The following is a 26,614-nucleotide window of genomic DNA, read 5'->3' as shown; positions in this document are numbered from 1 at the left end:
AGTGTCAACATGGAGGTGGCTATATGGGTTTGACCGGCAAGCTGATGATCGCTCTCTGTGGGTTTTTGCTTTCCGAAGCTATTACAGTCCATGCTCAACTTGGAGGTGGTCAGCAGGACGCGGCCCGTATTCTGAACGGCATGTCGCCCGACGTCCTGGCAAAGGTGCGGTCCCTCGCACAGATCCTTCAACAGGGCCTCAAAGAGGGAAAAATCTCGGATGTCGAGATTCAACAAGGCCTGACGTCCGGACAACTTGGAGAAAAGTTAAAACAATTGAGCCCCGAGGCCGGTCAGCTTTTTGAAGAAATCAGTGCTGCATCGAAGCAGGGGAAAGGACCGGGGGAAGAAAGCTTGATGCCGTTGATGGGGGGAATGGGCATCTCGCCGAATTAATTGCTCGGGAATACCCGAGTAACATCGCAGGAACAAATGGAAGTATGATGAGGGCCATGGGTAATGTTTCCGCCATGAGCCGTGCAGAAAAGGCGGCCCTCATCACGCCATGGATCAACCCAGAAGAGCGGATCACGGTGCAGTTTGATGACCAACGAGATGTCAATACGATCGTGACAGGCTGCGGCGAGCGACTCGTGGATCTGGAGTTGGAAACCAACATTCCTCACATTCGGCAGAAGCTGTCGATGCCGCTGAGCGACATCGAAGTTTCAGAAGATCCCACCCACTACACGCGTGATCCCGACAAGCCGTTACAATTTAAACGGCTGCTGTTGATCGTCAACGGCAAACGCCCAGCCATGGTGTATTGAGCGAGCCGCCTAGCATCCTTCCTCCGTGATCAATCCCGATACATACCGACCGACGACGATGAGTAGATGAGAGTTGAGAGAACGGGAAGCGGTTCAGTATGATGACGGAGTAATCACGAGAGCCCAGGGCTGACAGAAGCATGTATCCTGAGCTGATGATCTTCGGAGCACGGCACGGAGCGATCGATGAGGTGGTTGAAGAGAGTTCTGATCGGACTCGCCGTGTTGGGCGGTCTCACGTACCTGTATTACACGGAAGTGAAACCGGTCGTCATATTCGGGCTCCGTTCTGACTATGCCCACGCCATTCCCCACCAAAAAGTTCCTGAAGGTCTGACGAGCCTCAAGGCCGAGGTCTGCGGAGCCTGTCATACCGACATCTACAACGAATGGAAGACCAGCATCCACGCCCAGGCTTACAACGATCCATTTTTCCATGCCTATTGGACGAAGGATAAACACACATGGGTCTGTCTCAATTGTCATTCACCGCTTGAGAATCAACAACCGACTTTGATCAAGGACATTCCGCGCGACCGAGTCGAACGTGCCGTCCAAGAAACGAATCCGCACTACGACTCGGAGTATCAGCGGGAAGGCGTCACCTGCGCGGCCTGCCACGTGCGGGATGGTATGATCCTGGGACCATTTGAGGACGCGAAAGCTCCACATCCAACGAAGTACGATCCCATGTTTCGTACCACCCAACTCTGTTATCGCTGTCATAGCGTCGTGGGCGGACCGGCGCAGTTTTATAATGGAGGGCCTTGCGGCACCTATCCTGAATTCGAGGACGGATATTGGAGGAAGGAACGGGGTTTCATCTGCCAAAGCTGCCACATGCCCGAGATCGAGCGGCCGGTCGCCGTCGGCGGGCCGGTTCGCCAGGGACGGCAGCATCTCTGGCGGGGTGGACACGACCCCGCGATGGTCAAGCGGGCAATCGACGTGAAGGTGGCGGCCGCCCCGGCCGAACCCAAACCAGGCGACAAGGTCCGGATCACACTGACTCTGATCAATGCGGGCGCGGGGCATAAACTCCCCACGGGAGATCCCGATCGTCACTTCACGGTCGAGTTTGCGGTTGAAGATCAGAACGGCAAGGTCTTGGAACAGCAGTCGGATACGATGGGGCGATGGATCATGTGGCAACCGGCGATCATCGAACTCCACGACAATCGGCTCATGCCGTTGGCCAGCCGGGGCTATACGTTCGAGTATCAAGTGCCGAAGGAGAACGCCGGGCTCAAATTAATCGCGAAGGTCCGCTACCACATCCAAACGGAACGGCAACACCAGATGCTCATCGACAAATATGGTCTCACCGCGAAGGACCCTTACAACTTTACCGTCTATGAACGAGCGGCGCCCTTAACCGGCAACCTCACGGAAGCTTTCGACCAAGCCGTACGCGACTCCCGTCTTGCCTGTGCTGTACCGGATCACGGTTGAAAAACCCGGCGCTCCGAACAATGTCCGTTCATCTGGCCTGGCAAGCTATTGTTTACCAATCGGTTAATAAATACCTGTCATCCGGCCTGCCGTCGATCGCACATAGCCTCCCTCTTCAGAAAGAGTCCCTTCATATCGGAGTCCGGCCTGCCGCCGTTCTTTGACAACCTGGTAGCCGAAGGCTGGCTGGAAAAAGCGCAGACGCGTTTGCAGTTCAAAGCGGCGCGTCTCCCGCTTTGAACTGCTGCTCGCCTTCGGCCAGGACTGCGCCGGAGCCGTCTCCGTGATCGATCCGGAACCGCAGGAGCGCGGCACCGTCCATCCGGACAACGCCATGGACATGCCAGTCATGGCCGGAAGGGCATCGCTCTCAGGTATCCAGCCCAAGCTGACTCTGATCGAGCAGGACGGCAAATTCCGTCCGGCGCGTGAGAAGGAACTGAGCACACATATCGGAAAATTTCCCTCGCCGCGGCATGAAGACCTGACTACCAATGAATACCTGACCACAATGGCGCTTAAGGCATTCTTGCCAGGCGACAATATCGTTGATCTGCACATGGGACGAATTGAGGGCTTTATGGAGCAGGCCCTCATCATCAAGCGTTTTGACCGGACGGCGGACGGACATCGGGTCCATTTCGAGGAATTTAATCAGTTGCTGGGCTATCCCTCCGAAGCAAAATATGGGGAGAGTCACAAAAGCATGGCCGACTTTATCCGCGTTGCCTGCCCGCTGAAATTTATCGACTCTACCTGCGCATCCTCGCCGGACTCCTGCTCGGCAATACCGATATGCATCTGAAGAACTTCGCCATGTTTTGTACCGATGCCGGCTTGCGGTTATCGCCCGCTTACGACGCCATATCGGTGTCCTTGTATGGCTACAAGACGATCGCCTTGTCGATCGACGGTGCCGCCAACCTTCCCATAGGCAACTTAAAGCCGCAAACGCTGATCCGGTTAGGACAAGAGTTCGGTTTGTCCACGGAAGCCATGGCTATGGCCACTGACCAGCTCGAAAGACGCAAGCAGGCCATGGCAAAAAGCAGGATCGGGAGCAAGGCGTTAAGAGATGAAATTCTCACCCACATGGAAACGCGATGGAACGGAACTTTCGCCTTGATTGGCAAGGCCTTGTCGAAGAAGCGGTAAGACGCCGCAAGGAACAGAAACTGAGCCAGAAGAAGTTGGCCGTCCTAGCTGGAGTCAGCGGGCCGACGGTCAATGCCTTCGAGCAGCAACGGACGACCATTACGTTGGAATCCGCGCTGAAAATTCTCCGCTGCCTGGGGATGGCCTAAGGTCGAGATTACACGCTGCACGGCCAAATAAAGGTATCCGACCCCTTAAGTTTTGGCGTTGCGACGCATCGTGCTCAACTCAACGCAGTCCTGCCGCCGCAAGACACTGCGTTCTCACATTCAAGATCTGACGGTCCGGCATAATCCTCAAGGATGGTATCTTTCGCGTGGGCTGAACCATCATGGTCGCTCCAATGGACTCTATTTATATGTAGGGCCTAATTTACCTATATCATAGGTCCGAATCCCCCCAAACCTACGAGTCATATCTTTGTCTTTTTTTCGGCGCTACCATCCCCGTCACGATTGAGCACCGTCTGTTCCTCGAAGAGCGCTGATGGTTCAGGACTGCGGGGCATCTTGAAGAGACCAGTGGTTTCGCGAGGAAGCCATGAATCCATTCAGATACGCCCCGAATCGAAAACGATTCAGCTCAAGGCGATCCTCTTCCGTCCCGACCTCACAATTTCTGAGAAATTCCCATTATTTATCTGATCTCCGTTGGGTCCGTTCCTTGCTGAGTGAGCTCACTGAACGAAGTATCTGGGGAAGAAACTGCAGTGCTCAATGTTCATTCAATCAAGTACAAATAACAATACTTCCCGGCACATTTCCTTACCACAAATACAGTTCCGTCTCAGAAAGTTTGCATGGTGTGCTCGGATTTTACAGAGGACATACAATGCCTACACCATTTCGCCTTAACCCTTGTTGGTTGTTCTTGCCACTGGCCGTGAGTCTACTCACGGGTTGTAATTCCGTCCCGCAAAACGCGGCACTGGGCGCGGTGATCGGAACGGGAGTTGGGGCCATCATCCCTGCTCATGACATCGAACAGGTGTACTACCTCGGCTCGTTCGATCCCCAGGAACAAGTTCCTCCGGCGCTCTATCGCGTCCGGGTACGGGGGCAAGCCAGTATTATCAGCTGGATGCGCTTCGGTTCCGGTTGGGTTCCAGCCGAGTTGATCGACTCATTGGGAAGTTCAGTGGAGATTAGCAAAAAGGACGGCAAGATTGTCATGACTAGGGCTGAAGGCGATCAATTATCTAGGCTGACCATTGGACGCCGCCTCATGCAATTCGGCCCGGAGGGGTTTCGAGAAGTGCCCAAGGATCATCGTCTGGTCATTCTAATGGGCTCCGATCCCGAGGATTTTTTCAAGGCCATGGACGAAGCCTTGGGCGCCGTCAGCCAAGCCAAGATCGATCAAGACAGCCGAGCATTGAATGGACTGCTCTTTGAAGCCATCACGAAGGTGCGAGCGGAAAAGCGACTGATTGAGGCACAGCTGGAGGCGGCGAAAGAGCAATTCTCGGCGACAGAAGGAGCCAAGCCATGAATCCGTCTCGTACATTGAACGGTGTCAAAAGGCTAGGAGTCACAGTTCTTCTCGGAGGCCTATTCGTCGGCTGCGCAGTCTTGACTGTAGATGTCGATGTCTATAAGGGTGCGCTGGTCAACGAAGAAGAAGTGCAACTCCATCAATTGGTGGCCTTGGCGACTGCAGCCAAACCGATGTTGCTTCAGTTAAGAGACATTTTGGAATGGCCCCACACTAATGGGATGCCTTATGCAGAAGACAAAGACAAGGACAACGACAAAGATACCATTAAGAAATGCGTAGATAGAGACAAAAGAGTCAAGAGTTGGTACAGATCTCAGTATGTATCGTCAGCAGAAGATTACATACCTGAGGTTGAACCTCAACCGGCACTTCAGAAAATATGGAAGTGGATTACAGAAGTCCGCGAAGGTCCGCCGCCGACATGCCAAGCGCATTTTGAAAATCCCTATGCTCGTAGCGTAAATATAATCTTAAGCTTATACGAAGATGTAGATTCACCAGATTTTGATCCCTATGGCAGAAAGTTAAGAGAGGCAGTGGAACAATTGCGTCGGGCAGCGAAAATCTATGATTTAAATAAGGAGCGCGATCAAAAGATATTTGCCTCTATCTCAAAAGGTCTGAAACAGAAAAAGGACCTCGATACTACCCCTCTTCTTCAAGATCTGTTGGAAGCCTATGAAAAAGACCTGCTCGTTCCTCCCGCGGAAACGCCGGGTGACCCCATACGACGAGTGGGAAGATTGATGGATGCGTTCCAAAAGCTTGCCCAAGCGGGTCAGGAGAGTGACGGAGGAAAAGCAAAATACAAATTTAAGAGCGGAATAGAACCTGACCTCATTGATCAATGGAAGGGATCACAATTCTACAAACAGAACGCCAAAGATCAACTTTATGATCAGAAGTTGCCGTTTCGAGCCGTATGGAAGCTTTTGGGTGAAGGAAATGAAGATACGCAGCTTACTAAGGAGACCCGAAAATTGTGTGTGGATGGCACTCGTGGCGAAGAAGCCTGCCGTCAACTGAATGAGAGAACCAAGGAGCTAGCCGATGCCTATTGGGATGTGCGACAAGCAACTCGCGAACTATGGGAGGAAGGCTTGGGATTACTGGTGCGGATTGAACGCTTGGAACGGGAAGAGACAGGCCGATATCACGCCCTCAAAGAAAAGGTGATTCAGTTGGTGATGAAAATTACCAATCCGCGTCTCATTGCATCAGCCTTAGCTCGTTTAAGCGACAACGGCACCTGTTCGGTACTAGAGGATACGTTACTGCGTGAATGGAAACGACTATGTGACGGTGATTCGAAGGGAATAGCATGGACAACAGAGAATGTAACAAAGAATTCCGCGCACTTCGAGACGATCTTGAAACAAGCGCTATCCAGCACGCCTTCGGACACGGCACTTTTTCTTTTGACCCTTGACAGCTTGGAGAAACATGCCGCTCCGAAGAACAGTGTTGCCCAGAAGTTGATCGAAGGAATTAATACGGCTAATCCCAAACGAATAGTGCGGCTAGGGCTTCTCAATAGTTTTATAGAAGGAAGTGAAGTGTCTGGACCGGGATCCGTTTTTCAAGTCGTGGAGGAAGTGAACCGGGATTTGGCAAATGGATTTGGACGTGGACGATTATCCGATGGCTTGCACACGCTAACGGAGAGGTACCTACAGTTGCATAACGGCGCGGGGAATGGTGCGGATATCAATGAACAAAAGCAGCTTCTCGAAAGTTTAGTGGAATTCGCACAAAAAATACTCTTCTTAGCCAACCATGAGGGCTTGGCTTCACCGCCCGGAAGCGATGGCCTTATTGTTGGAGGAGGTAAAGGCATCCTACGAGGACTGCTCGGTGATGAATTCATGGATGGTTACGAAAAAAGCACTTTATTCGGTCAACCGCATGTGCCTAAAGCCATGACAAGACGGTATGTTCGCGTTTTGCAAGCTATTGGTAACTCGATCTTGTTTTCAGCTAATGAGTTGCGTGAACGAGACCGCTATCGTGAGCAAGGCCAGAAGAAGGTGGTAGCTGAAGTGACTGCGGCGAAATCCATCTACTCACCGGACCCAGCGAAAGTATTGACGGATCTTCTAACCGAGCTGGAACATGACAAACAAGCCGCTCAGACGGTACTCGATGATGCAAACGCGAGAAAGCCAACCGTTGCGGAGCAACGACGTAGGCTCGCTGAGCAGCAAAACACCGCTACGCACAAGTTGGATGCCATCAAGATCAAGATTGCCAATTATAAGGATCAATTCACTCCAGTGGAAACGATGCATCAGGTCTTGTTGTATCACGTGAACGAAGTGGTAAAAGTTGGATGGAAGACAGACTGGGGAGACCAGCAGAGTACACTTGATAAGTTCCTTGCAAGCGATAGTGAATCGTTGGAGAACAAACTGACCGCTGCTCGTAATCTCACTACCTCGCCTGAGATCGAGAAACGTGACAAATTTGATACAGCGATCAGCTATGTCAAATCTCAGGACGCTTTAAACGACTTCACGAAGTACAGGACTCCCAAGGGCACCACACCCGAGAAACGATCCACACTATTGGACGAGTTCATCACGCATATCCAGTCATTGGAGGACAAACGACGCAAGCAGATTGCAGACTATAAAAATGAACAGGATGCACACGCTGGGGAGCTTCGAAGCATTGAGGAAAAGATTGCGGCGTTGACCGCAGAGGCTGATCAGATCTCGAAACTTCCTGACAAAATCGCTCAATTAGAAACCGCCAGGACGGAGATTGCATCCGTACAGGCAGATGTCCTCAAGGATGCTGATAGCTTTAAGAAAGCCAACGAGAGTACCCACTTTGTCTCACCGGAAACCATATATTCGTTGATACGGTCCCTGTTAGAGAAACAACATACCGAATCGAGTCGGACGGCTCAAACGGTCTTATCGTCCTATATGCCTCCTCCTGCCATGCCGCCGCTGGACCCTAAGGACTACAAAAGCCCGAGGGAAGTCATGGATGCTGTGATAGCCCTCCTGCGCCATCGACAAATGGAGGTCTTGGAGCGATTCGGGAAGGATTCTCCCGAGGAGAAGAAGGCGACGGAAGCACTCGAGAATGCTTATCGCCATCGAGCGGGCATGATCTATATCCGGCCTTCCTCCGCCTATCTGCGAACCAGCTTCCCCTCGACGTCGTTACAAGAGGATCCCAATTTAGCATGGGACAACATGTTGCTCAAACAAGGACTCCGTAATCTTCCGTTTTCTTCAGAGCTGCGGGATATTCTGAATCCTGCGGTGAAACAAGATCAAGTACTGACGTCCGACTTGGATAAGCAGTATTGGCAAAACATCAACCGCGTGCGCGTGTCTGGAGCCGGCTTGACCAACCAGGCGCTGGTCAAGGACGACGTCGGCAATTGGTATGTGAAGCAATATTATGGCAATACCGAACAAATCTGGAAATCGGCCAAGAATCTTGCCCTGTTCAGTTTAGGGACCAAGGTACCAATTGATCTCGCCAAAAAATTGCAGAACGCTTCTAGCCCAGAGGAGTATTCCGAAAACAGTAAAGATTCACCAACTTTGCAGAAAGTGTTGGAAAAGCATCAAGACGCGTATGCAACCCATACGAACGAAATCCAGGCCAAGCTCGAACGCCTGCATACCAAGGACAAAAAAAGTGAACTTCAAGCGAGCATCATTGCCGCATGGGATGCGGTAGACGGCATCAAAAAGGATTCCGGTTTTTATACTTCCTTACATAAGGCCCTGGAAGCGGAAATTCTGGAATGGGATAAATCCGCTTCGGCACTAAAAGACAAAGCGGACCAGGATCGAGGTCAGGCCATCATCAAGGATGTACGCGCTCTTTCCCGTCTTGAGAAGATGCTCTCGGCACGCATTAAAGAAATAAATCCTCCCGATGCCTCGGCACAAGCTATAAAAGATGCGGTCTCTGCAGTGCACAGGATTGTAGGAGAGCAGGTTATGGACATATTGGCCGATCGCAATCGCGCGTTGGACCGATATGAGCAAGCGATCATGTTCATCGGCGACGCGGCAAACCCAAAAGATCCCAATGCCAAATAATCCGACTCCACGGTGCATCCTACAATGAGGACGCACAAAAATGAGATATGACTGAGAGCCCCAGGCCAGGAGAAACAGAAAAGGAATTCTCCTGCATGATTATACATGTATCGCCATCCTTGTCGTGCCCTCGTTTATGTTGCTTTCATGCCTTAACTTTAAGTGGTCGGATACGTTTGTTTGGCCCCGCGCAACGTCGAGTTTTGAAACATCAATCGGCAAGCCTAGGGAGCTCGCTATCCTCTCAAGACTTCTTCTCTTGTTCCACTGAGGTCTTATCAACACTTGGCTCGGCTTCTTCGCGGTCTTCCTTTTCTGTCGCCATTGGCGACTTGGGCGTCCGGCTTTCTCGATGGTCGGAAATGAGCGCCGCGGTGATCAGCAGTTGGATGCCGATGAGGAGAAAGAATAAGGCTCCCTTGTACTGCCCGGACGGCTCGGCAATGGAAAACCGGTGCGCGGCGAGCAGAAGACAGAGCGCCGAGCAGAGGAACAGGAAGATTCTCATGCCGGAGGTCTCATATTTCGAAGTCAGACAAAGAGTATGCTTGGGATGGAACGAGGTCAATCGGAAATCCTACTAAGGGCGAGAACTAAACCCGATTGAAACTAGGGAGCCGGCGAACCCGCGCCGGAAGCAGGTTGGGTGACGGACACTGGAGCTGCCGACTGTACCGCGCCTTTGAATGGAAGATCCAGCAGCGCATACGGATTCACGCGCGCGCCGTTGAGTTTCACCCCCCAATGGAGATGCGGACCGGTGGCGCGACCCGTCGCTCCCACCTTCCCGACGATCTGCCCGGCTTTCACCTGATCGCCGTCCTTGACCAGCACTTCGGATAGATGAAAATACATCGAGTAGAACCCCAAGCCGTGGTCCAGAAACAGACCTTTCCCGGAGAAAATATGGTCGACGGTGAGGCGCACCACCCCGTCATTCGTCGCCAGCACATCGGTTCCGAACGGAGCTCCAATGTCTTCTCCGTTGTGCGGATTCCGCGGCTGCCCGTTCATGACTCTGACACTGCCGAAGATCCCCGTCCGCTTGCCGTTCACCGGCTCCACGAAACCAGGCTGCCATATCCTTGTCGGTGAATCGCCGGCCAGTCCTGTTTTCACCTGCTCCTGCTCGGCTTTCCAACGCACCACACTCTTGTCGTCAAGATCGACCTTGTCTTTGGGCAGCGTCAGATGCTCGACATGAAACCTTCCCTTGGCGACCGATACGCTGTAGGTCAGCGTACGACTGTGCTCGCCCGTCTTCAGTTCGACGGTCAGTTCATGAGTCCCAGGCTCGTCCTGCAGATCAATCCCGAGCAATCCGACAAATCCTTTCGGCTCGTCGAGTCGCATGTCCGAGAAGAAGCTGATGGAGCGTCCCAGGAATTTCCCCTGTACGCCGGTGGCTGGATCATCAACCGGGACTTTGACGACGATAATGTCGCCCTGTTTGCCGGTATAGTGGCCATGAGCACCTTGACCGACCGGTAAAGATCCGGCACAGAGATCGACCGGGAGACAACCGGCGATCAACAGAGCGAGCCCAAGTAAGCACTGAACCGGGCGGGCGCGCCGTGAAGGTAGCAGATCCCAAGACGACTTCATCGGTAGAACTTTCCTCCGGACACTTGGGAAATCAATTCTTCGACCCGTCGATTCACCGCGCTGAAGGGATCCATGCAGAGAATGGTTTCTTCCCAATACCCGTTCAGTTTCAGATACGTCCAATCGACGGTATAGGATCGGTTCTTGGCCCGCGCGAATCGAATGAAATCCCCGCGGACCTTGGCCCTGGTCGTTTGCGGTGGGGTGGACATCGCGCGCTGGACCGCCTCCTCCTCGACGACTCGTTCGATGAGCCCGCGAGACTCCATTAGATAATACAACCCTCTTGTCCGCTTCACGTCATGGAACTGCAAATCCAGGAGGAACACCCTTGGGTCGTCCCACCCGCAATTCTTTTTGTCCACATAGGATTGGATCAAATGTTTCTTCGTGACCCAATCGACCTGATGGACGAGTTGCATCGGATCTTCCTCCAGCTGCTCAAGCATCCGTTCCCATTTGCCCCACACATCGTCGAGGATGGGTTCGTGCGCCTGTTGATTCAGGTACTCCTTGGCCCGCTTGAGATAGGCCAGTTGAATTTCAATGGCGGTCATCTGCCGGCCGTCGTCGAGTTTCACCTTTTTCTTCAACGTCGGATCCCGCGAAACCTCGCGGATCGCCTTGACGGGATCCTCGAGTTCCAACCCATGCACCGTATACCCATCTTCGATCATCGACAAGACGAGCGCAGCCGTCCCCACCTTGAGGTACGTCGCGTACTCGGACATGTTGGAATCCCCGACGATGATATGGAGGCGCCGATAGCGTTCGGCGTCCGAATGGGGCTCGTCGCGGGTATTGATGATGCTTCGCGACGACGTCGTCGACGAGGAGGTCTTCTCGTGAATATGTTGCGCGCGCTGCGAGATGAAATACTGCGGCTTTCCGGATACTTTTAATACTTTTCCGGCCCCGCTGAACACCTGCCGCGTCACGAAAAACGGAATCAATTGTTCAGTGACTTTCCAAAAATCGACGTCACGCCGCATGAGGAAGTTCTCGTGGCAGCCGTAGGTATTTCCCAGAGAATCCGTGTTGTTCTTAAAAATATAGATTTCCCCGGACAACCCTTCCTCTCGAAGCCGTTCCTCCGCAGCCGGCAAACAGGCTTCCAACAATCGCTCCCCCGCTTTATCGTGGACCACGAGGTCCACGATATTGTCGCACTCCGGAGTCGAGTATTCGGGATGACAGCCGGTGTCTTGATAGAACCGCGCGCCGTTGACCAAGAAGGCGTTCGAGGGCCAGCTGTTCGGAATCAGTCCTTCAAAGATGTACCCCAGGACTTTTTCCATGGGAAGATAGATACGGCCATTCGGGGAGAAAATGAGGCCGTATTCGTTCTCAAGCCCGTAAATCCGTTGCTTCATAGGACCGCCAGACATCATGAATGGCCTTTAGACAGAGTATACGCCGCTTTGCGGATCTTCAACCAAGGATGCCTCTACGAAAAGCAGAGGTCAGGGAGAGAGGATGGGTCGAGTGTCGGTGATCGATAACCGGCGAAACTTTCGACCGGCACGGGTTCGGTCCAAGACCGCGACTTCCAACCCTTCCGGCTGCAGCTTTTGATTGGCTGTCTGCTCCAATGCCATGACGCACAGCTTTAACGCGGCGTCCAAGGGCGGTGCCTGACTAGGACTTTTTTCCTTCAAGATGGCTTGCACCGCCTCAGACTTTCCACCGATCACCGCAAAGTTCTTCTCGTCGATGATGCTGCCGTCGAACGAAATACGGTAGATTTCATTCGGGTGAGTGTTGGTACCGGCCTGCACCACAAGAATCTCCACCTCCAGCGGCTTCATTTCCTGACTGAATACCGTCCCCAGGCTTTGAGAATACCCGTTCGCCAGAGAGCGGGCCGTGACGTCTTCGCGGCTGTACATGAACCCTTTGAGGTCAGCGTGACGGATACCCGCCTTTCGAAGGTTCTCAAACTCGCTATACTTGCCCGCTCCCGCAAACGCGATGTTATCGTAGATTTCCGATACCTTGTGCAGCGAGGCGCTCGGATTATCCGCCGTCAACAGAATGCCGTCGACATACTCCATCACGATGATCGAGCGACCTTTGGCAATCCCCTTCTTGGCATACTCCGCCTTATCCTGCATCATCTGTTCAGGGGACACGTAATAGGGCATCGGCATGATTACGTCTCCCGTGAACGGCGTGCGGCCATCACATCATTGCACACGGCACGCAGGGTGTCGTCGGATACATCGGCGATGCCTTGAGCCGTCACGACCTTCGCCGTGGGATAAATGCCCCGTACGAGATCGGGTCCGCCGGTGCCCACATCGTCATCCGCAGCATTGTAGAGCGCCAGCAAGGCCAATCTAATCGCGTCCCCCTCGGAGAGTTGCCGTTGAAAATGTTCACGCATGGTGTTCCGCGCATCTTTCCCCCCGGAACCGATCGCATGGTAATCGGACTCTTCATACCTCCCGCCGGTGATATCGTACTTGAAGATGCGGCCCTCGCCGCGGTTCTCGTCATATCCGACGTACAATGGCATGACGACCAGTCCTTGAAACACCATTGGAAGATTGGCCTTGACCATCTGACCCAGCTTATTGGCCTTTCCTTCACAGGAGAGCGGCATGCCTTCCAGTTTTTCGTAATGTTCCAATTCGGTCTGAAATAGCTTGGCCATCTCGATGCAAGGACCAGCCGCTCCCGCGATCGCCATGGCCGACCAGCCGTCGATCTTGAAGACCTTTTCAATCCGACGATCCGCGATCTGAAACCCTTCCGTGGCTCGGCGATCTCCGGCAATCACAACCCCTTGCTGATACTTGAGCGCCAGCACGGTCGTGGCGGAAGGCACAGCGACCGGCCCCACGGCGCGCACCTGGTCTGAAACGGGCGCCATGCCGGGGCTTCGTAACGCCAACTCGGGATGATGTGTCGAGACGAAGTCAAAAAAACTGGAGCCGTCGTGGTCGGGGAGATAGGGCAGCTTCATCGTGGTCTTAGCGGGATGCTGAAAAAGTCCGCCTGCAGCCTTCCCCGCCTTGCCGAAGCAGCTTCGTGAGGCAAGTCGCGTCGCTCAGCGGCCTTGCCTGCGGAGAGGTGCGTCTTTGCCCTCGGCTTCGCCGCGCCGAGCGTCGACGCAGGCGTGAGGCGAGCTCGCCTCGCTGAGCGGGCGAAGCGGACGCGCCGGGGCGGGGCGGGTGAGAACAGCAGCCCTTTTGAGCATACTGAAGTTATTCTGGTATTAGCCTCGAATGAAACTGCCGGCCGTATTTTTGGCATGAACTGGGTTTTTCCGTAGTTTCTTAGAATCACCATTTCGTCACACCTTGAGCTTTTCGATCAGGGCATCGACCGAATCGGTTGTGTCCAGCAACTCCTGCGTCAATGCCTGCGTCCCTCGATGAGGATCCATCAGCGGCACTTTTTTGATCGTCGTATTGCCGACGTCGAACAGCACCGAGGTCCAACTGGCCCCATACAGCGCCTTTGAAAACTTACTGACACAGCGCCCACGGAAGTAGGCCCTTGTGCCGGTCGGAGGGTGCAATTCAGCGCGCTGAATCTCTTCTTCCTCAACGATCCGTTCGATGAGGCGGCTGCGTTCCAGGGTATAAAACAATCCCTTGTCCGGACGAACATCATGGTACTGGAGATCCATCAGCTTCATTCGGGGATCATCCCATCCGACGCCTTTACGCTCCATGTAGGACTCGATCATATGCCGCTTGGCGACCCAATCCAATGCGTTCACCAACAGCCGCGGATCGCGATCGAGCTGGTTTAGGACATCCTCCCAACGACGCAATACATCCTGAGTGGTCGGGCTGTGAGCCTGCGAGGCATAAAAAGTCTTGGCGGCGCTCAGGTACGCCCGCTGGACGGCAAGAGCCGTGGTGGGCCTTCCACCGGTAAGTTTCAGGGTTTCCTTCACCTCCAGGTCGCGCGACACCTGCTTGAACACGCGAACCGGCTCGTCCAGTTCAAGCTGTGGCAGATCGGCTCCTGATTCCAGCAAGTCCAAGACAATGTCCAACGTTCCCACCTTCAAATAGGTGGAGAGTTCCGCCATATTGGCATCGCCCGTGATGACATGGAGCCTCCGAAACCTCGCCGCATCGGCATGCGGTTCGTCCCGCGTATTGACGATCGGCCGTTTGACCATCGTATTGAGGTCCATGAGACATTCAAAAAAGTCGGCGCGCTGCGAGATTTGATATTCCGCCGGGCTGGTCTGATTTTCAGCCCCAACTTTTCCGGCTCCGGCAAAGATCGGTCGTGTGACAAAAAACGGCGTCAGCACCCGAACGATCCGGTCGAACGGCACGGCTCTCGAGACCAAATAATTTTCATGGTATCCGTAACTGTTGCCCTTGCCGTCGGAATTGTTCTTGTAGAGGATGTACTGTTCGCTTCCTCTCACCCGAGCCAATTCCTGAAGGCATTGGGCGAGAATACGTTCTCCGACTCGTTCGAATGCCACCACCTCCCGGGCATTTGAACACTCCGGCGTCGAGTATTCCGGATGAGCTCCATCGACATAGAGCCGTCCGCCGTTCGCCAGCACCTTGTTCAACTGCCGGTTGTAGTCAGGATTGGGGCGTTCTCGCTCGCCTTCGACTTCAAAACCTCGGGCATCCACGAGTGGATTTTCGTGCTCGTAATCCCACAGCGCCGCCGGAGCCGGCAATCCTGGATACTGTCCGATGACGGCGAAGGAGCCTGACACAGGGTCCATCGCGGACGGATCTTTTGCCGCGATGCCGAACTCGGTTTCAGTGCCAAGCACACGCAAGCGATTCGTGGAGGTATGGTCAGGCATAAGATTGCTAGAGATAGTGACCGGTATTGACGGTTTCAATCTGCCGATGTTCGGCAGGTCCGCCGCTGATGGTCCGGAGATGGATGATTTTCTCGCCCTTCTTTCCGGCGACTTTTGCCCAATCGTCCGGATTGGTCGTATTGGGGAGATCTTCGTGTTCCTTGAACTCCTCACGGATGGCGCGGATCAAGTCGTCCGAGCGCAGGCCGGTGCCTTCTTGCGCGATCACGCGCTTCACGGCAAACTTTTTGGCGCGCGAGACGATGCCTTCGATCAAAGCTCCGCTGGCGAAGTCCTTGAAGTACAGGACTTCCTTTTCGCCGTTGGCGTAGGTGACTTCGATGAACTTGTTTTCCTCACTGGCTGCGTACATCGTCTCGACCGTCAACGCCGTCAATCGATCCACGAGCGCCTGTCGATCGCCTCCGTGTCGTTCCAGGTCCTCAGCGGCAAAGGGGAGATCGGTTGAGATGTACTTCGAGAAAATGTCCTTGGCAGCGGTGGCATCCGGTCGTCCCACTTTGACTTTGACGTCCAATCGTCCGGCGCGAAGCACGGCCGGATCGATCAAATCCTGGCGGTTGCTGGCCCCGATGACGATGACGTTGCGCAACCGCTCGACCCCGTCGATCTCAGAGAGAAACTGCGGGACAATGGTCGATTCGATATCCGAGGATATACCGGTCCCACGAGTCCTGAAGAGCGCATCCATCTCATCAAAAAAGACGATCACCGGATGGCCGTCATCGGCCCGTTCCTTCGCCTTCTTAAAGACTTCACGCACCTGACGCTCCGACTCCCCGACATACTTATTGAGCAATTCAGGACCCTTCACATGAAGAAAGTAGCTCCGTATTTCCTTTCCTGCCCGATGGCCTAATTTCTTCGCGATTGAATTGGCGACGGCTTTGGCGATCAGCGTCTTCCCGCAACCGGGTGGGCCATAGAGCAGCACTCCTTTCGGCGCGCTGAGCTTGTATTCGGAGAATACGTGGGGATGCAGGAACGGAAGTTCGACCGCGTCACGGACCTGTTCCAATTCCTTCTGAAGACCACCGATATGCTCATAGTCGACATCCGGAACTTCTTCCAGCACCAGCTCTTCCGCTTCGGACTTCGGCAACTTCTCGATGACATACCCGGAACGGGGATCATAGAGGAGATGGTCCCCCACACTCAGTCGTTCAGCGAGCAATGGATCGCCGAGCTCAGCCACCTTCTCTTCGTCAAAATGCAGGGTGACCAAGGCCCGTCCTCCCTCCAACACGTCTTTGAGCCGAACGACCTCTCCTTGGCTGTCGAACCCCTTCACCTCGATCACGTTGAGCGCTTCATTTAGAACAACTTCCCGCCCCTTCCCTAACTCGTCGCGCTTAATCGAGGGATGAAGACTGACCTTCATTTTTCGTCCCGACACATACACGTTGCCCGTTCCATCCTCGTTCAGGCTTGAGAAGATCGCGTAGGCCGACGGAGGCGCTGTCAGCTTCTCGACCTCGGCCCGCAGCGCCTCGATCTGAGCTTTCGCATCCTGCAGCGTCGCCACAAGTTTTTCGTTGTGTTTGGTCGCCTGATCGAGTTGATGGCGGGACTGATAGAGCCGACGGATTTCTTCTTCCATCGACTGAATCTGAACGCGAAGCTTGTCGAGCTCGCGCGCATGTTCGTCGTTCTTGTGAATCATCTCCTCATTCCCCTCGGACAACCGCTTCGTCATCTTCTTAACGGAATCTCGGAGGGACCGGAGTCGACCGGGCTGACCTTTGCTAGACGTCATTTCACCACAACAGGCATCGCGCACAACGCCACTGAGTGCGTGAATGAGCTTGTGGTCGGATTCTAACACCCGACCTAGGGGTGGTCAACAGCAACGGACGATCTCGCGCGAGACTCGTCCTCGCCGTGCCATGGCATCTCACGTCTCCAGAGCATGTGCGAGCTCTCGAACCGCTTCGCCGATGTCATCGCGAGTCAGCAACGCTCCGCTCACGGCAACTCCATGAGCGCCGGCATGACGAACGTCACGCACTCGTTCGCGTGTGATCCCGCCAATGGCAAACACGGGGATGGAGGATCGACGGCAGGCATCGGTCAGCAGATCGAGCCCGAGCGGAGCGCCGAATGAACGCTTTGACGGAGTATCGAAAATAGGCCCGAAGATGACGTAGTCGGCTCCGTCATGATTCGCTCGTCGAACATCTTCAACAGAATGCGTGGAAATTCCGATCAATCGATCGGGCCCAATGAGCCGCCGGACCACGGAGACCGGAAGACTGTTGGCACGAAGGTGCACGCCCACCAAGTTCAGCGCCAGCACGAGATCGACACGATCGTTGAGGATCAAGGGAACGGCGTACGAGGTCGTGATCGACCGGATCTCCTGTGCCAGCTGAAGCAATTCGCCCGTAGGCAAATCCCGCTCTCGAAGTTGAATAGACGGCACGCCAGCCATGATCGCTTGACTGAGTACCGTTGAGAGGGAACGTCCTCGGACCAGGTGGCGATCAGTAACAAGAAGCAGACGAAAGTGTACCGGCGGCATGCTCGAAGACAGTTACGGGTAAGGCGTCAGGGGAGTGACGAGAATTTCTTGCTCCGATGCTTTACCCTTCACTACTCACGCCTTTCCCCCTTACCTGCTTTTACAACATTCCCTCGATCGGACTGCTCGCCGTTGCATAGAGTTTCCTGGGAATGCGACCGGCCTTATAGGCCAGGCGACCGGCATGCACGGCGTACTTCATCGCTTCCGCCATGGCGATCGGATCCTGCGCGCCCGCGATGGCTGTATTCATGAGCACCGCATCTGCGCCCAATTCCATCGCAAATGCAGCATCGGAAGCAGTCCCGACACCGGCATCCACGATGATCGGCACCTTGATCATCTCCATAATGATTTTGAGATTATAGGGATTGCGGATCCCGAGTCCTGATCCGATCGGTGCCGCCAACGGCATGACCGCTGGACAGCCAACGTCGACAAGCTTTTGAGCGACGATGGGATCGTCATTCGTATAGGGCAACACGATAAAACCTTCTTTGACGAGAATCTTTGCCGCTTCGATCAATCCGGCCGTATCGGGGAACAAGGTCCTCTCGTCGCCGAGCACTTCCAGCTTCACCAAATCGGAGACCCCGGCCGCACGCGCCAAACGAGAATACCGAACCGCATCTTCCACCGTGTAGCATCCGGCCGTGTTCGGCAAGATCGTATATTTCTTCGGATCGATGTAATCGAGCAGATTGTCTTTCGATCGATCGGTGATATTCACTCGCCGCACCGCAACCGTTACGACATCGGCGCCGGAGACCTCGATCGCCTTTTTTGTCTCGACAAAGTCCTTATATTTCCCCGTCCCGACCCATAAACGGGATGTGAACTCACGCCCCGCGATGATCAGCCGATCGTCCGCCATAATGCCCTCTCAAAATGACCCGCCGCCGATAAACCCGAGAATCTCGACCCGATCCCCATTTTTGAGCAACCGTCGGCCAAAGGCCGCCCGGTCGATGATTTCAAGGTTCAGCTCGACCGCCACCCGCTCCGTTTGCAGACCCAGGTCTTGCAACAGATCGGCAACCGTTGCGCCGTTGCGCCAAGTCCGCGCCTCTCCATTGACATGGATGTGGATTGCATCCTGCACACCTGTCATCCTATGAGAGTAGAATTCACCTTGTCAACAAAGTGCCCCTTGCCTGGAGGGCTGAAGAAACCGCACAATAGAACTCCACGGTCCCACACATGAAAGAGAAGAATCATCGACTGGCCGCGATCTTCCGATCAATGGCCGACCTCTTGTCCTCCCAACGGGCCAACCCCTATCGAGTGCGGGCCTATCGACGGGCTGCGGATGCTCTGCTTGCAATCGAGGAAGATGTGTCGACCGTGGCTGACCGCCAAGGGCTCGAGGAAATTGACGGGATTGGGACCGATCTAGCAAAAAAGATCGAAGAGTTTCTTGCGACGGGGACCATCCGTGCCTATGAAGAGCTTAAAACCCCGCTCCCGCCGGAAGTACAGAACTGGGTGACGCTTCCCGGGCTCTCTGATTCACTCGTGACCTATCTCTACTTCCGACTCGGGATACGGACGCTTCCCGATCTCGACCAGCTCGTCCGATCGCACCTGATTCGCACGTTGCCGAACTTCTCAGGATCGGAAGAGCAGCTGCTGCAGGCCGTTCAGCGTCGAATGCAGAATCCCGGTTCTTAAGACACCTTCAGCTCCTTGAATATCTTCCAGCTCTTCAACAACTCCACCGCCTTCTGCAGTTGAACATCTTGCTCAAGTGAGAGCTCCCCGCTCACTTCAGGCGAGGCCGAGGGAGGCATTCCGTTTTTCGAACCCGTCTCGTCCGGAGACTTCCCATTCTGTGGTGGAGCATCTTTTCCCACGGGAGGTTTACCGGCCTTGCCCTCCGCCTCTTTTTCAATCGATTTGGCATCGGGCGCTTTCACCGTCGCCGGTGCCGGCAGTTTCACCACGATGTCGGGAGTAATCCCGGTCGACTGGATCGACCGACCTTTGGGCGTATAGTACTTCGCGGTCGTCAGACGAAGCCCCGACCCATCGCCTAACGCCAGGATCGTCTGCACCGACCCCTTTCCGAATGAAGTTGTCCCGACAACAAGACCTCGTCCATAGTCCTGCAGCGCTCCGGCGACAATTTCCGACGCGCTCGCGGATCCTTCATTGACCAAAACTATGACGGGTAGATCCTCCAGCTGATCCTTGGCTTTGGCGAACCATTCGTCTTTTTTCCCTTCTCGGCTCTTCGTATAGACGACCAGTTTCCCGCTGGGAAGAAATTGCTCGGAGACATCAACCGCCGCAGTCAGTAAACCGCCGGGATTGTTTCGCAAGTCGAGAATCGTTCCTTGGACCTTCTGTTCCTTAAACTGTTTGATCGCTTTGGAAAGGTCTCGTCCGGTCGCCTCCTGAAACTGCGTGAGACGGACATAGCCGAGGTTGTCGATCACCTTCGACTTCACGCTTTCAATTTTGATAGTGTCCCGGACGAGGGTGAATACCAAGGGGTCCGGCGTGCCATCTCGTTGAATGGTGAGATTGACCTTGCTGCCTTTCGGCCCTCGCATCTTCTGGACCGCATCCATCAAGGTCAGGTCCTTTGTCGTGTCGTCATTGACCTTGGTGATAAAATCGCCGGCTTTGATCCCGGCTCGATGTGCCGGCGTGCCTTCGATCGGCGCAATGACGGCCAGACGGTTATCCTTCACACCGATTTGAATGCCGACTCCGCCGAATTCTCCCCTGGTTTCAACCTGCATCTCCTTGTACATCTCCGGAGTCATATAGGCTGAGTGTGGATCGAGCGTCGACAGCATGCCGCGGATGGCCCCTTGAATGAGATCCTTCGGTTTCGTCTCATCGACATAATGTTTCTGAACCTGATTCAGGACTTCGGAGAAGGTTTTGAGCTCCTCATAGGTTTCGCCCGCATAACCGGTCGGCTCCCAACCTTTTCCGATGACGACTGCACCGAGCAGCGCAAGAGCAATCATCGGCACGACCACCCAAGACTTCTTCCGAGGCTGCTGTTCCATAATCTTCACATCCCTTCTGCCCTGAGTTGTCGGACCCTCCGATCAGCATACACCAAGAAGGCCGTGCTCATCGTTTGGCCAACCAATGGAGCGGATCCACCGGCTCAGCCCCTTCCCGCAACTCGAAGTATAAAGTATTTTCTCCAATCATGCCCGTATCCCCGGTCTCCCCGATCGGTTGACCTTCGGCAACCTGCTCGCCCGATTTGGCCAGAATCTTGGAGGCATGCGCATATAAAGAAAAGAACCCGTTGGCGTGATCTAAGATTATAACGAGTCCGTATCCTTTCAACCAGTCCGCGTAGACCACACTCCCGGCCATGACGGCATGAATTAAGCTTCCCTCCGCGGCTCGAATTTCAATGCCTTTGCGCTGAACATAGGTATTGAACGTCGGATGCTTCTGGCGTCCGAAGAATGACACGACCTTTCCATCGGCCGGCCAAGGGAGTGTGCCTCGGACTCCATACGCCGAGGGTGAAGACAAGAGAGGAGGCATGGCCGTGGCGCGTCGGCGTGTTTCCAAATCATGCAACAAGCCATCCACCCGTGAGGCGGAACGTTCCAGTTCCTCGACGGTGCGATTATAGGAATCCTTTTCGTGCGTGATCTTCGCCAAATAGACTTTTTTCTCTCTCTGAAGCACTCGGATATCGGCCAGATTTTTCTCAATGTTGCGCTTGAAGGCGACGAGTCCGGCTCTGGCCTCGGCGCGCTGACGCTCAGCCTGCTCCATCCGCTCCATGCCGGCACGGAACGTCTCCAGCAACTCGTAGTCCTTGTGTGACACGACGGAGAGGTATTGCCCACGACGCTGGAAATCACTGTAGGAGTCCGCCGTCAAGAGAGTCTTCACGCGACCAAACCGTCCTTCCATATACTGCACGCGAAGTCGGGCAAGAATGGCCTCACGTCGGGCATCAATATTGGTTCGCATCACTCCCAGCCGGTTCGTGATCTCTTCAATCTCCCGATCCTTCTGCCGCAGTTTCTTGCTGATCTCGCGATGGTCTTGCCGATGATGCACCAGTCGTTCATCCAGGGATTGGAGCCCTTGCAGTACCGATTCTCGTTTCTTCTCCGCTGCCTCAGCCCGCTTCCGTTTCTCCTCGATCTTGTCCTTGAGCTTCTCAAGCGTTTTCCTCTCCCGCTCGATTTTTTCAGAGATCGGATCACTCGCCGCGCCCGCCACAGATGCCCACCCTCCCCCCACCGCAAGGCACCACAGCAGGATGGCGAAGGAGGATCTCATGCCCGCCCTTCTCCGATACGTAGAAGCGACACCACGCTCCCGGCGAAGCCAAGTCCCATTCCCGCCATGACGAGAGCCAGGCACACCGAGAGGGGGAAGAAAGAGATCATGCCTTCGATTCCGCTGAAACGGCCCGTCAATTGAATCTGCTGCCGGAACAGCTCGAACGCAAACTTGAGAATCCCCAACGACAGCGCGCTGCCACAGACTCCGAGTACGGCTCCTTCGAGGAAATAAGGGATACGGATAAAGGTGCTCGTGGCTCCGATCGAGCGAAGAATTTCGATTTCTTCCCGTCTGGCCAGGAGTGCGAGTCTGGTCGTATTTCCGATGATGGTCACCGCCGCCGCGGAGAGGAGGAACCCCACTCCGATCGCCGCCAGTTCGATGTATCCGATCAGTCTGGCCAATAAACTGATCCATTCCTGATTATAGTCGACCTTGGCGACGCCTTCCATTGTTTGGACACGTTCCACCCAACCTTTTATCGCGTCCGGAGACCGAAAGCTCGGCGCAAGCGTCACGACGAACGAGGCCGGAAGCGGGTTCTCCCCAAGCCCTTCGAGTAAGTGCGATTCACCGGGGAACTGAACACGAAATTCTCCCAGCGCCTGTTCTTTTGAAATAAAGAGCACCCCGTCGACCATACGATCGGCCGTCAGCGTTCGTTCGAGTTCTTGCATTCGTTCAGTCGGTAGTTGATCCTCCAAATAGACCATGACCTTGACATCTTCCTGGAGCGACCCCGCCGCGTTCCGGAGATTCACATAGAGCAACAGAAAGATGCCGACGCAGGCCAAGGCAAATGCCGTGGTCAGAACGGCGACGATCGTCGCCGTCCGATTGGTCCGCATGTTCGTCCACGCTTCGCGCACGAGATAAAACAGGCGTCTCACACTCCAACCCCTTCCCCGACCCTTCGCTCCGACAGCAACATCCCTCGCACCAACGTAATCACCCGCCGATTCACATAATTCAGGACATGAGGATCGTGCGTCGCGACGACCACGGTCGTCCCTCGGGCATTGATCAACTTGAACAATTCAATGATTTCCCGGGTACGTTCTGGATCAAGATTGCCCGTTGGTTCGTCGGCCAACAGCACCACCGGCCCATTGACGATCGACCGGGCGATACACACACGCTGCTGCTCCCCCGTTGACAGGCTGTTCGGCAACTGATCGTTCTTGTGATCGACACCGACCGCGCGCAATGCCTCCGTGACTTTACGACGGATATCTTTCTCGGGTGCCCCTTGCACGATCAAGGGGAGCGCGACATTGTCGAAGACGGATTTCTTCGGCAACAGACGAAAGTCTTGAAACACCGCGCCGACTTTCCGCCGAAGATAGGGGATCTCGGACGATCGAAGCTTGGTCACATTTTTACCGTGAACGAAAATCTGGCCCTCGTCCGGCTGCTCCTCCGCGATCAACATGCGCAGCAGGGTCGACTTCCCGGCCCCGCTCGCTCCCATGAGCAGGACAAACTCCCCCTTCTCGATCTCAAAGGTGACATCGGACAACGCGGCTCTTCGATCATGCCATTTTGACACATGGATGAGTTGAATGATGGCATCCATGGAAACCCCTTCGAGTAAAAGCGAACACCGCTCAGTGTTCGGCCACGTCAAATGCGTTCTGGAGATGTTCGATCCGCTTCCGGCCGGAAGATTCCCCCTGGACCAACACCACATCGAATCGGCAAACCTTATCGGACCAATGCCGTTGGGCTAAATACTGCGCGGCCAGTTTCGTCAGCTTCACCCGCTTGCGGTGATCCACCGCCAGCAGAGCCCCGCCGAAGGCGTCTGTGGCCCTGCCCTTCACTTCGACGAAGACCACGACGCCATGATCTTCCGCGACGAGGTCCAATTCACCAAGGGTGGTCCGGACGTTACGATCGAGGATGCGATAGCCCTTGGCCACCAAGAATTGTTCGGCCTGCATTTCGCTGGCTTGGCCAAACTGATGGCGCGGGTCTGACGTGACCATGCCGTTACTGTTCGAGCAATGTGGAGCTCGCCCGTCCGGAAGACTCACGCGTCGCCGCGAGGATCGCCTCGTGCACCGGCATGAATGTTCGGCGATGGATGGAGCAGGGGCCATGGCGCGCCAATCGTTGCAGATGTCCTCTCGTACCATACCCCTTATGCGAGAGAAAATCATATTCGGGAAACATGTCATGGTACTCTGCCATGAGACGATCCCTCGTAACCTTGGCGATGATGGAGGCAGCTGCGATCGAGAGGGAGAGGGCGTCTCCCTTGATGATGGGCCGTTCAGGGATTCTCATTCCGGGAAGAGGAACGGCATCAATGAGTAGATAATCAGGGGAAGGAACCAGTTGATCGATGGCTCGCCGCATCGCTAGCCGGGTCGCTTCGAGAATATTGAACCGATCGATCTCCCCGACATCCGCCGATCCGATTCCCATCCCCACGGCATGCGCAAGAATCTCGGCATACAATCGGTCTCGTTCCCCTTCGGTCAGCTGCTTGGAATCATCGATCCCTAAAATTCGACAACGGGCCGGCAAGACTACCGCAGCGGCAACGACCGGACCGGCTAGCGGACCCCGACCCGCTTCATCGATGCCGGCGATACGACGATACCCACACAGCCGGGCCGCCCGCTCGAACTCTTCGGTGGGTCCCATCAGATCAGACGTCCCTTCACCGATTCACGCGATCGCCTTTGCCGTGAGGGAACATGTGCTCCGAAGAAGGCTAGGAAGCCGTCACCGTCTCCCCTCCCGCCGCCGGAGGTTGTGCCGAAGATTTGCTCTCTCCGACAAACTCCCGCTCCTCGACTTTTGCGAATTTACCCTTCTTGCCGCGCAAATAGTATAGCTTCGCGCGCCGAACGCGCCCTTGCCGAACCACATCCACCTTAGAGACGATCGGAGAATGCACCGGGAAAATCCGTTCGACGCCGACGCCGTATGAAAGTTTGCGGACCGTAAACATTTCGGTATTTAAACTTCCCTTGCGCGCGATCACGGTTCCTTCATAGACCTGAATCCGCTCTTTTTCGCCCTCGACGACTTTGACGTGGACCCTGACGGTATCCCCGATCTCAAAGCTTGGCGCTGATTTCTTCGTCAACGACCGCTGAATTCGCTCCAACTGATTCATGGACTTACTCCTCCTCCCGGCATGATGTCGGGGCCGTCAAAAGGCCTTCGCGCATCAATTCATCCAATAACTGTTGATCTTCCCTCGTGAACATCCGACCTTGCAGAAGATCGGGACGTCGTACATATGTGCTACGCAACGCTTGCTTTCGACGCCACAACCGAATGGCCTCATGATGGCCCGAGAGCAACACATCGGGCACGCTGATTCCTCCAATCTCCGCCGGCCTCGTGTACTGCGGATACTCCAGCAACGAGTCTGAAAACGATTCTTCCAAGACAGAACTTGGGTCGCCCAAGACGCCGGGAACGAGTCTGGCCGCTGCATCGATCAATACGAGCGCCGGCAACTCACCTCCGGTCAACACATAATCTCCGAGTGAGACTTCCTCCGGAACCAGCGCCGTGCGGACACGCTCATCGACTCCCTCATAGTGCCCGCACAGAATGACGATTCGGCGACGCTCACCCGCCAACTGCTGCGCATAGTCTTGCGTGAAAGGCCGCCCATGAGGAGTCGGAAATATCATCCGGATGTCTTCCCCGCAAGCCTGCGCTTGCTCTCGGATCGCCGCAACCGCAAGAAGAATCGGCTGGGCCTTCATGACCATGCCGGCCCCGCCTCCATACGGCATATCATCGACCACTTTATGACGATCCACCGTGAAGTCTCGCAAATTGTGCACCTTCACGGTAAGCAGCCCCTTGTCTTGCCCTCGTTTGAGCATGCTGTGAGACAGGACCGGAGCGAACATGTCAGGAAACAATGTCAGCACATCGAACCGCAACATGCTACTCACCCAATCCGTCGATCAGCCGGACGGTCATCGTGCGAGCTGCCATGTCGACGGCGCTCACCAATTCTTTCGCGGCGGGGATCAAGATTTCCTTGGCTCCTTGGCGAACAACAAAGACGGGGTTTCCCGGCACATCCAAAATCTCTTCCAGCACACCGATCGGCCGACCCTCCTGGGTAGAGACAGCCAGACCGATGAGATCGCACTCATAGTATTGCCCCTCCGGAAGCTCGGGCACGGCCCCTCGAACCGTCCGTATGAATCCGCCCCGCCAGAGACTCGCTGCCTCCGGCGTGGTCACACCAGTCAATCCAAGAATGAATCCAGCCGCTACCCGCCTCACATGGGTGACGCTGGTCTCCAAGGTTTGACCGTTCCTTGCGAGGAGGCTCACACTTCTTAGCCCTTCAAACCGACCAGGGACATCGGACAGTGGCCGAACCTTCACTTCTCCTCTGACGCCAAAGGCCCGTTCAATCAGTCCCACCGTCACGGTTTCCAACTGATTCGCCATCACGA

At 54.9% G+C, this 26,614-nt stretch carries 28 protein-coding genes; 9 read left to right on the top strand and 19 right to left on the bottom strand.

Going from position 1 to position 26,614, the window contains the following annotated elements:
- Positions 1–23: 23 nt before the first annotated feature.
- The 8 genes from COMA2_RS19555 to COMA2_RS19515 all read left to right on the top strand — a co-directional run bounded on the left by COMA2_RS19555 (position 24) and on the right by COMA2_RS19515 (position 8,943).
- On the top strand, positions 24–395 hold the full coding sequence (locus COMA2_RS19555; RefSeq protein ID WP_090902561.1) for a hypothetical protein: 372 nt from the start codon (positions 24–26) through the stop codon (positions 393–395).
- Between the two features lie 56 nt (positions 396–451).
- Positions 452–769: a hypothetical protein gene (locus COMA2_RS19550; RefSeq protein ID WP_090902559.1), complete on the top strand. Its 318-nt coding sequence runs from the start codon at positions 452–454 to the stop codon at positions 767–769.
- A gap of 186 nt (positions 770–955) precedes the next feature.
- Positions 956–2,221, top strand: a complete 1,266-nt coding sequence (locus COMA2_RS19545) for an ammonia-forming cytochrome c nitrite reductase subunit c552 (RefSeq protein WP_090902556.1) — start codon at positions 956–958, stop codon at positions 2,219–2,221.
- Between the two features lie 283 nt (positions 2,222–2,504).
- Positions 2,505–3,026 carry a HipA domain-containing protein gene (locus tag COMA2_RS20990; RefSeq protein WP_139077531.1) on the top strand — a complete coding sequence of 174 codons (522 nt, stop codon included), beginning with the start codon at positions 2,505–2,507 and terminating at the stop codon, positions 3,024–3,026.
- Positions 3,017–3,376: a HipA domain-containing protein gene (locus COMA2_RS20985; protein WP_175304743.1), complete on the top strand. Its 360-nt coding sequence runs from the start codon at positions 3,017–3,019 to the stop codon at positions 3,374–3,376. The genes COMA2_RS20990 and COMA2_RS20985 overlap by 10 nt, the downstream gene beginning before the upstream one ends.
- Positions 3,325–3,525 (top strand): helix-turn-helix transcriptional regulator, encoded by a 201-nt coding sequence (locus COMA2_RS19525; RefSeq protein ID WP_090902543.1) that lies wholly within the window; start codon positions 3,325–3,327, stop codon positions 3,523–3,525. The genes COMA2_RS20985 and COMA2_RS19525 overlap by 52 nt, the downstream gene beginning before the upstream one ends.
- A 682-nt stretch (positions 3,526–4,207) precedes the next feature.
- Entirely contained in the window at positions 4,208–4,867 is a 660-nt protein-coding gene (locus COMA2_RS19520; protein WP_090902540.1) for a hypothetical protein, read from the top strand.
- Positions 4,864–8,943, top strand: a complete 4,080-nt coding sequence (locus COMA2_RS19515) for a hypothetical protein (RefSeq protein ID WP_090902538.1) — start codon at positions 4,864–4,866, stop codon at positions 8,941–8,943. Before COMA2_RS19520 ends, COMA2_RS19515 begins: the two co-directional genes overlap by 4 nt.
- A gap of 244 nt (positions 8,944–9,187) precedes the next feature.
- Here the strand turns inward: COMA2_RS19515 and COMA2_RS19510 are convergent, their stop codons facing one another.
- The 10 genes from COMA2_RS19510 to thiS all read right to left on the bottom strand — a co-directional run bounded on the left by COMA2_RS19510 (position 9,188) and on the right by thiS (position 18,990).
- The gene (locus COMA2_RS19510) at positions 9,188–9,451 is read right to left on the bottom strand and encodes a hypothetical protein (RefSeq protein ID WP_090902535.1); all 264 of its coding nucleotides are present in this window, start codon (positions 9,449–9,451) and stop codon (positions 9,188–9,190) included.
- 101 nt (positions 9,452–9,552) lie between these two features.
- A complete protein-coding gene (locus COMA2_RS20980; protein WP_090902533.1) occupies positions 9,553–10,548 on the bottom strand; it encodes a M23 family metallopeptidase in 996 nt (331 codons plus the stop codon).
- Positions 10,545–11,921, bottom strand: coding sequence for a Pup--protein ligase (gene pafA, locus COMA2_RS19500; protein WP_090902530.1), 1,377 nt, complete (start codon positions 11,919–11,921; stop codon positions 10,545–10,547). Before pafA ends, COMA2_RS20980 begins: the two co-directional genes overlap by 4 nt.
- A 90-nt stretch (positions 11,922–12,011) precedes the next feature.
- Positions 12,012–12,698, bottom strand: coding sequence for a proteasome subunit alpha (gene prcA / locus COMA2_RS19495; protein WP_090902527.1), 687 nt, complete (start codon positions 12,696–12,698; stop codon positions 12,012–12,014).
- A gap of 2 nt (positions 12,699–12,700) precedes the next feature.
- On the bottom strand, positions 12,701–13,516 hold the full coding sequence (gene prcB, locus COMA2_RS19490) for a proteasome subunit beta (RefSeq protein ID WP_090902524.1): 816 nt from the start codon (positions 13,514–13,516) through the stop codon (positions 12,701–12,703).
- Between the two features lie 330 nt (positions 13,517–13,846).
- Entirely contained in the window at positions 13,847–15,346 is a 1,500-nt protein-coding gene (gene dop / locus COMA2_RS19485) for a depupylase/deamidase Dop (protein ID WP_090902521.1), read from the bottom strand.
- 7 nt (positions 15,347–15,353) lie between these two features.
- Entirely contained in the window at positions 15,354–17,123 is a 1,770-nt protein-coding gene (arc, locus tag COMA2_RS19480) for a proteasome ATPase (RefSeq protein WP_090902518.1), read from the bottom strand.
- A gap of 138 nt (positions 17,124–17,261) precedes the next feature.
- Positions 17,262–17,888 (bottom strand): thiamine phosphate synthase, encoded by a 627-nt coding sequence (gene thiE, locus COMA2_RS19475; protein ID WP_090902515.1) that lies wholly within the window; start codon positions 17,886–17,888, stop codon positions 17,262–17,264.
- Between the two features lie 100 nt (positions 17,889–17,988).
- On the bottom strand, positions 17,989–18,762 hold the full coding sequence (locus tag COMA2_RS19470; protein WP_090902512.1) for a thiazole synthase: 774 nt from the start codon (positions 18,760–18,762) through the stop codon (positions 17,989–17,991).
- Positions 18,763–18,771: 9 nt separating this feature from the next.
- Complete coding sequence (gene thiS / locus COMA2_RS19465) at positions 18,772–18,990, bottom strand: sulfur carrier protein ThiS (protein ID WP_245631122.1); 219 nt, start codon at positions 18,988–18,990, stop codon at positions 18,772–18,774.
- Between the two features lie 98 nt (positions 18,991–19,088).
- Between thiS and COMA2_RS19460 the strand changes: the two genes are divergently transcribed.
- The gene (locus tag COMA2_RS19460) at positions 19,089–19,559 is read left to right on the top strand and encodes a histidinol-phosphatase (RefSeq protein ID WP_090902509.1); all 471 of its coding nucleotides are present in this window, start codon (positions 19,089–19,091) and stop codon (positions 19,557–19,559) included.
- On the opposite strand, the gene COMA2_RS19455 is transcribed toward COMA2_RS19460, so the two are convergent.
- From COMA2_RS19455 to rimM, 9 genes are all read right to left on the bottom strand, one after another.
- A complete protein-coding gene (locus tag COMA2_RS19455) occupies positions 19,556–20,911 on the bottom strand; it encodes a S41 family peptidase (protein WP_090902506.1) in 1,356 nt (451 codons plus the stop codon). The genes COMA2_RS19460 and COMA2_RS19455 overlap by 4 nt on opposite strands.
- Positions 20,912–20,978: 67 nt before the next feature.
- Entirely contained in the window at positions 20,979–22,163 is a 1,185-nt protein-coding gene (locus tag COMA2_RS19450; RefSeq protein ID WP_090902503.1) for a murein hydrolase activator EnvC family protein, read from the bottom strand.
- The gene (locus tag COMA2_RS19445) at positions 22,160–23,059 is read right to left on the bottom strand and encodes a cell division protein FtsX (protein ID WP_090902500.1); all 900 of its coding nucleotides are present in this window, start codon (positions 23,057–23,059) and stop codon (positions 22,160–22,162) included. The genes COMA2_RS19450 and COMA2_RS19445 overlap by 4 nt, the downstream gene beginning before the upstream one ends.
- Positions 23,056–23,736: a cell division ATP-binding protein FtsE gene (ftsE, locus tag COMA2_RS19440; RefSeq protein WP_090902631.1), complete on the bottom strand. Its 681-nt coding sequence runs from the start codon at positions 23,734–23,736 to the stop codon at positions 23,056–23,058. Before ftsE ends, COMA2_RS19445 begins: the two co-directional genes overlap by 4 nt.
- A 40-nt stretch (positions 23,737–23,776) precedes the next feature.
- Positions 23,777–24,157, bottom strand: a complete 381-nt coding sequence (locus COMA2_RS19435) for a YraN family protein (protein ID WP_090902497.1) — start codon at positions 24,155–24,157, stop codon at positions 23,777–23,779.
- Between the two features lie 4 nt (positions 24,158–24,161).
- Positions 24,162–24,821, bottom strand: a complete 660-nt coding sequence (locus COMA2_RS19430) for a ribonuclease HII (RefSeq protein ID WP_090902494.1) — start codon at positions 24,819–24,821, stop codon at positions 24,162–24,164.
- A 70-nt stretch (positions 24,822–24,891) separates the two neighbouring features.
- Positions 24,892–25,299 (bottom strand): 50S ribosomal protein L19, encoded by a 408-nt coding sequence (gene rplS / locus COMA2_RS19425; RefSeq protein ID WP_090902491.1) that lies wholly within the window; start codon positions 25,297–25,299, stop codon positions 24,892–24,894.
- Positions 25,300–25,303: 4 nt separating this feature from the next.
- Complete coding sequence (gene trmD, locus COMA2_RS19420) at positions 25,304–26,089, bottom strand: tRNA (guanosine(37)-N1)-methyltransferase TrmD (RefSeq protein WP_175304742.1); 786 nt, start codon at positions 26,087–26,089, stop codon at positions 25,304–25,306.
- A gap of 1 nt (position 26,090) precedes the next feature.
- The gene (gene rimM, locus COMA2_RS19415) at positions 26,091–26,609 is read right to left on the bottom strand and encodes a ribosome maturation factor RimM (protein ID WP_090902488.1); all 519 of its coding nucleotides are present in this window, start codon (positions 26,607–26,609) and stop codon (positions 26,091–26,093) included.
- Between the last annotated feature and the right edge of the window lie 5 nt (positions 26,610–26,614).

Source organism: Candidatus Nitrospira nitrificans, assembly GCF_001458775.1.
Classification (GTDB): domain Bacteria; phylum Nitrospirota; class Nitrospiria; order Nitrospirales; family Nitrospiraceae; genus Nitrospira_D; species Nitrospira_D nitrificans.
The sequence above is the reverse complement of the archived record's forward strand: the minus strand, read 5'-3'. Positions and strand labels throughout refer to the sequence as shown.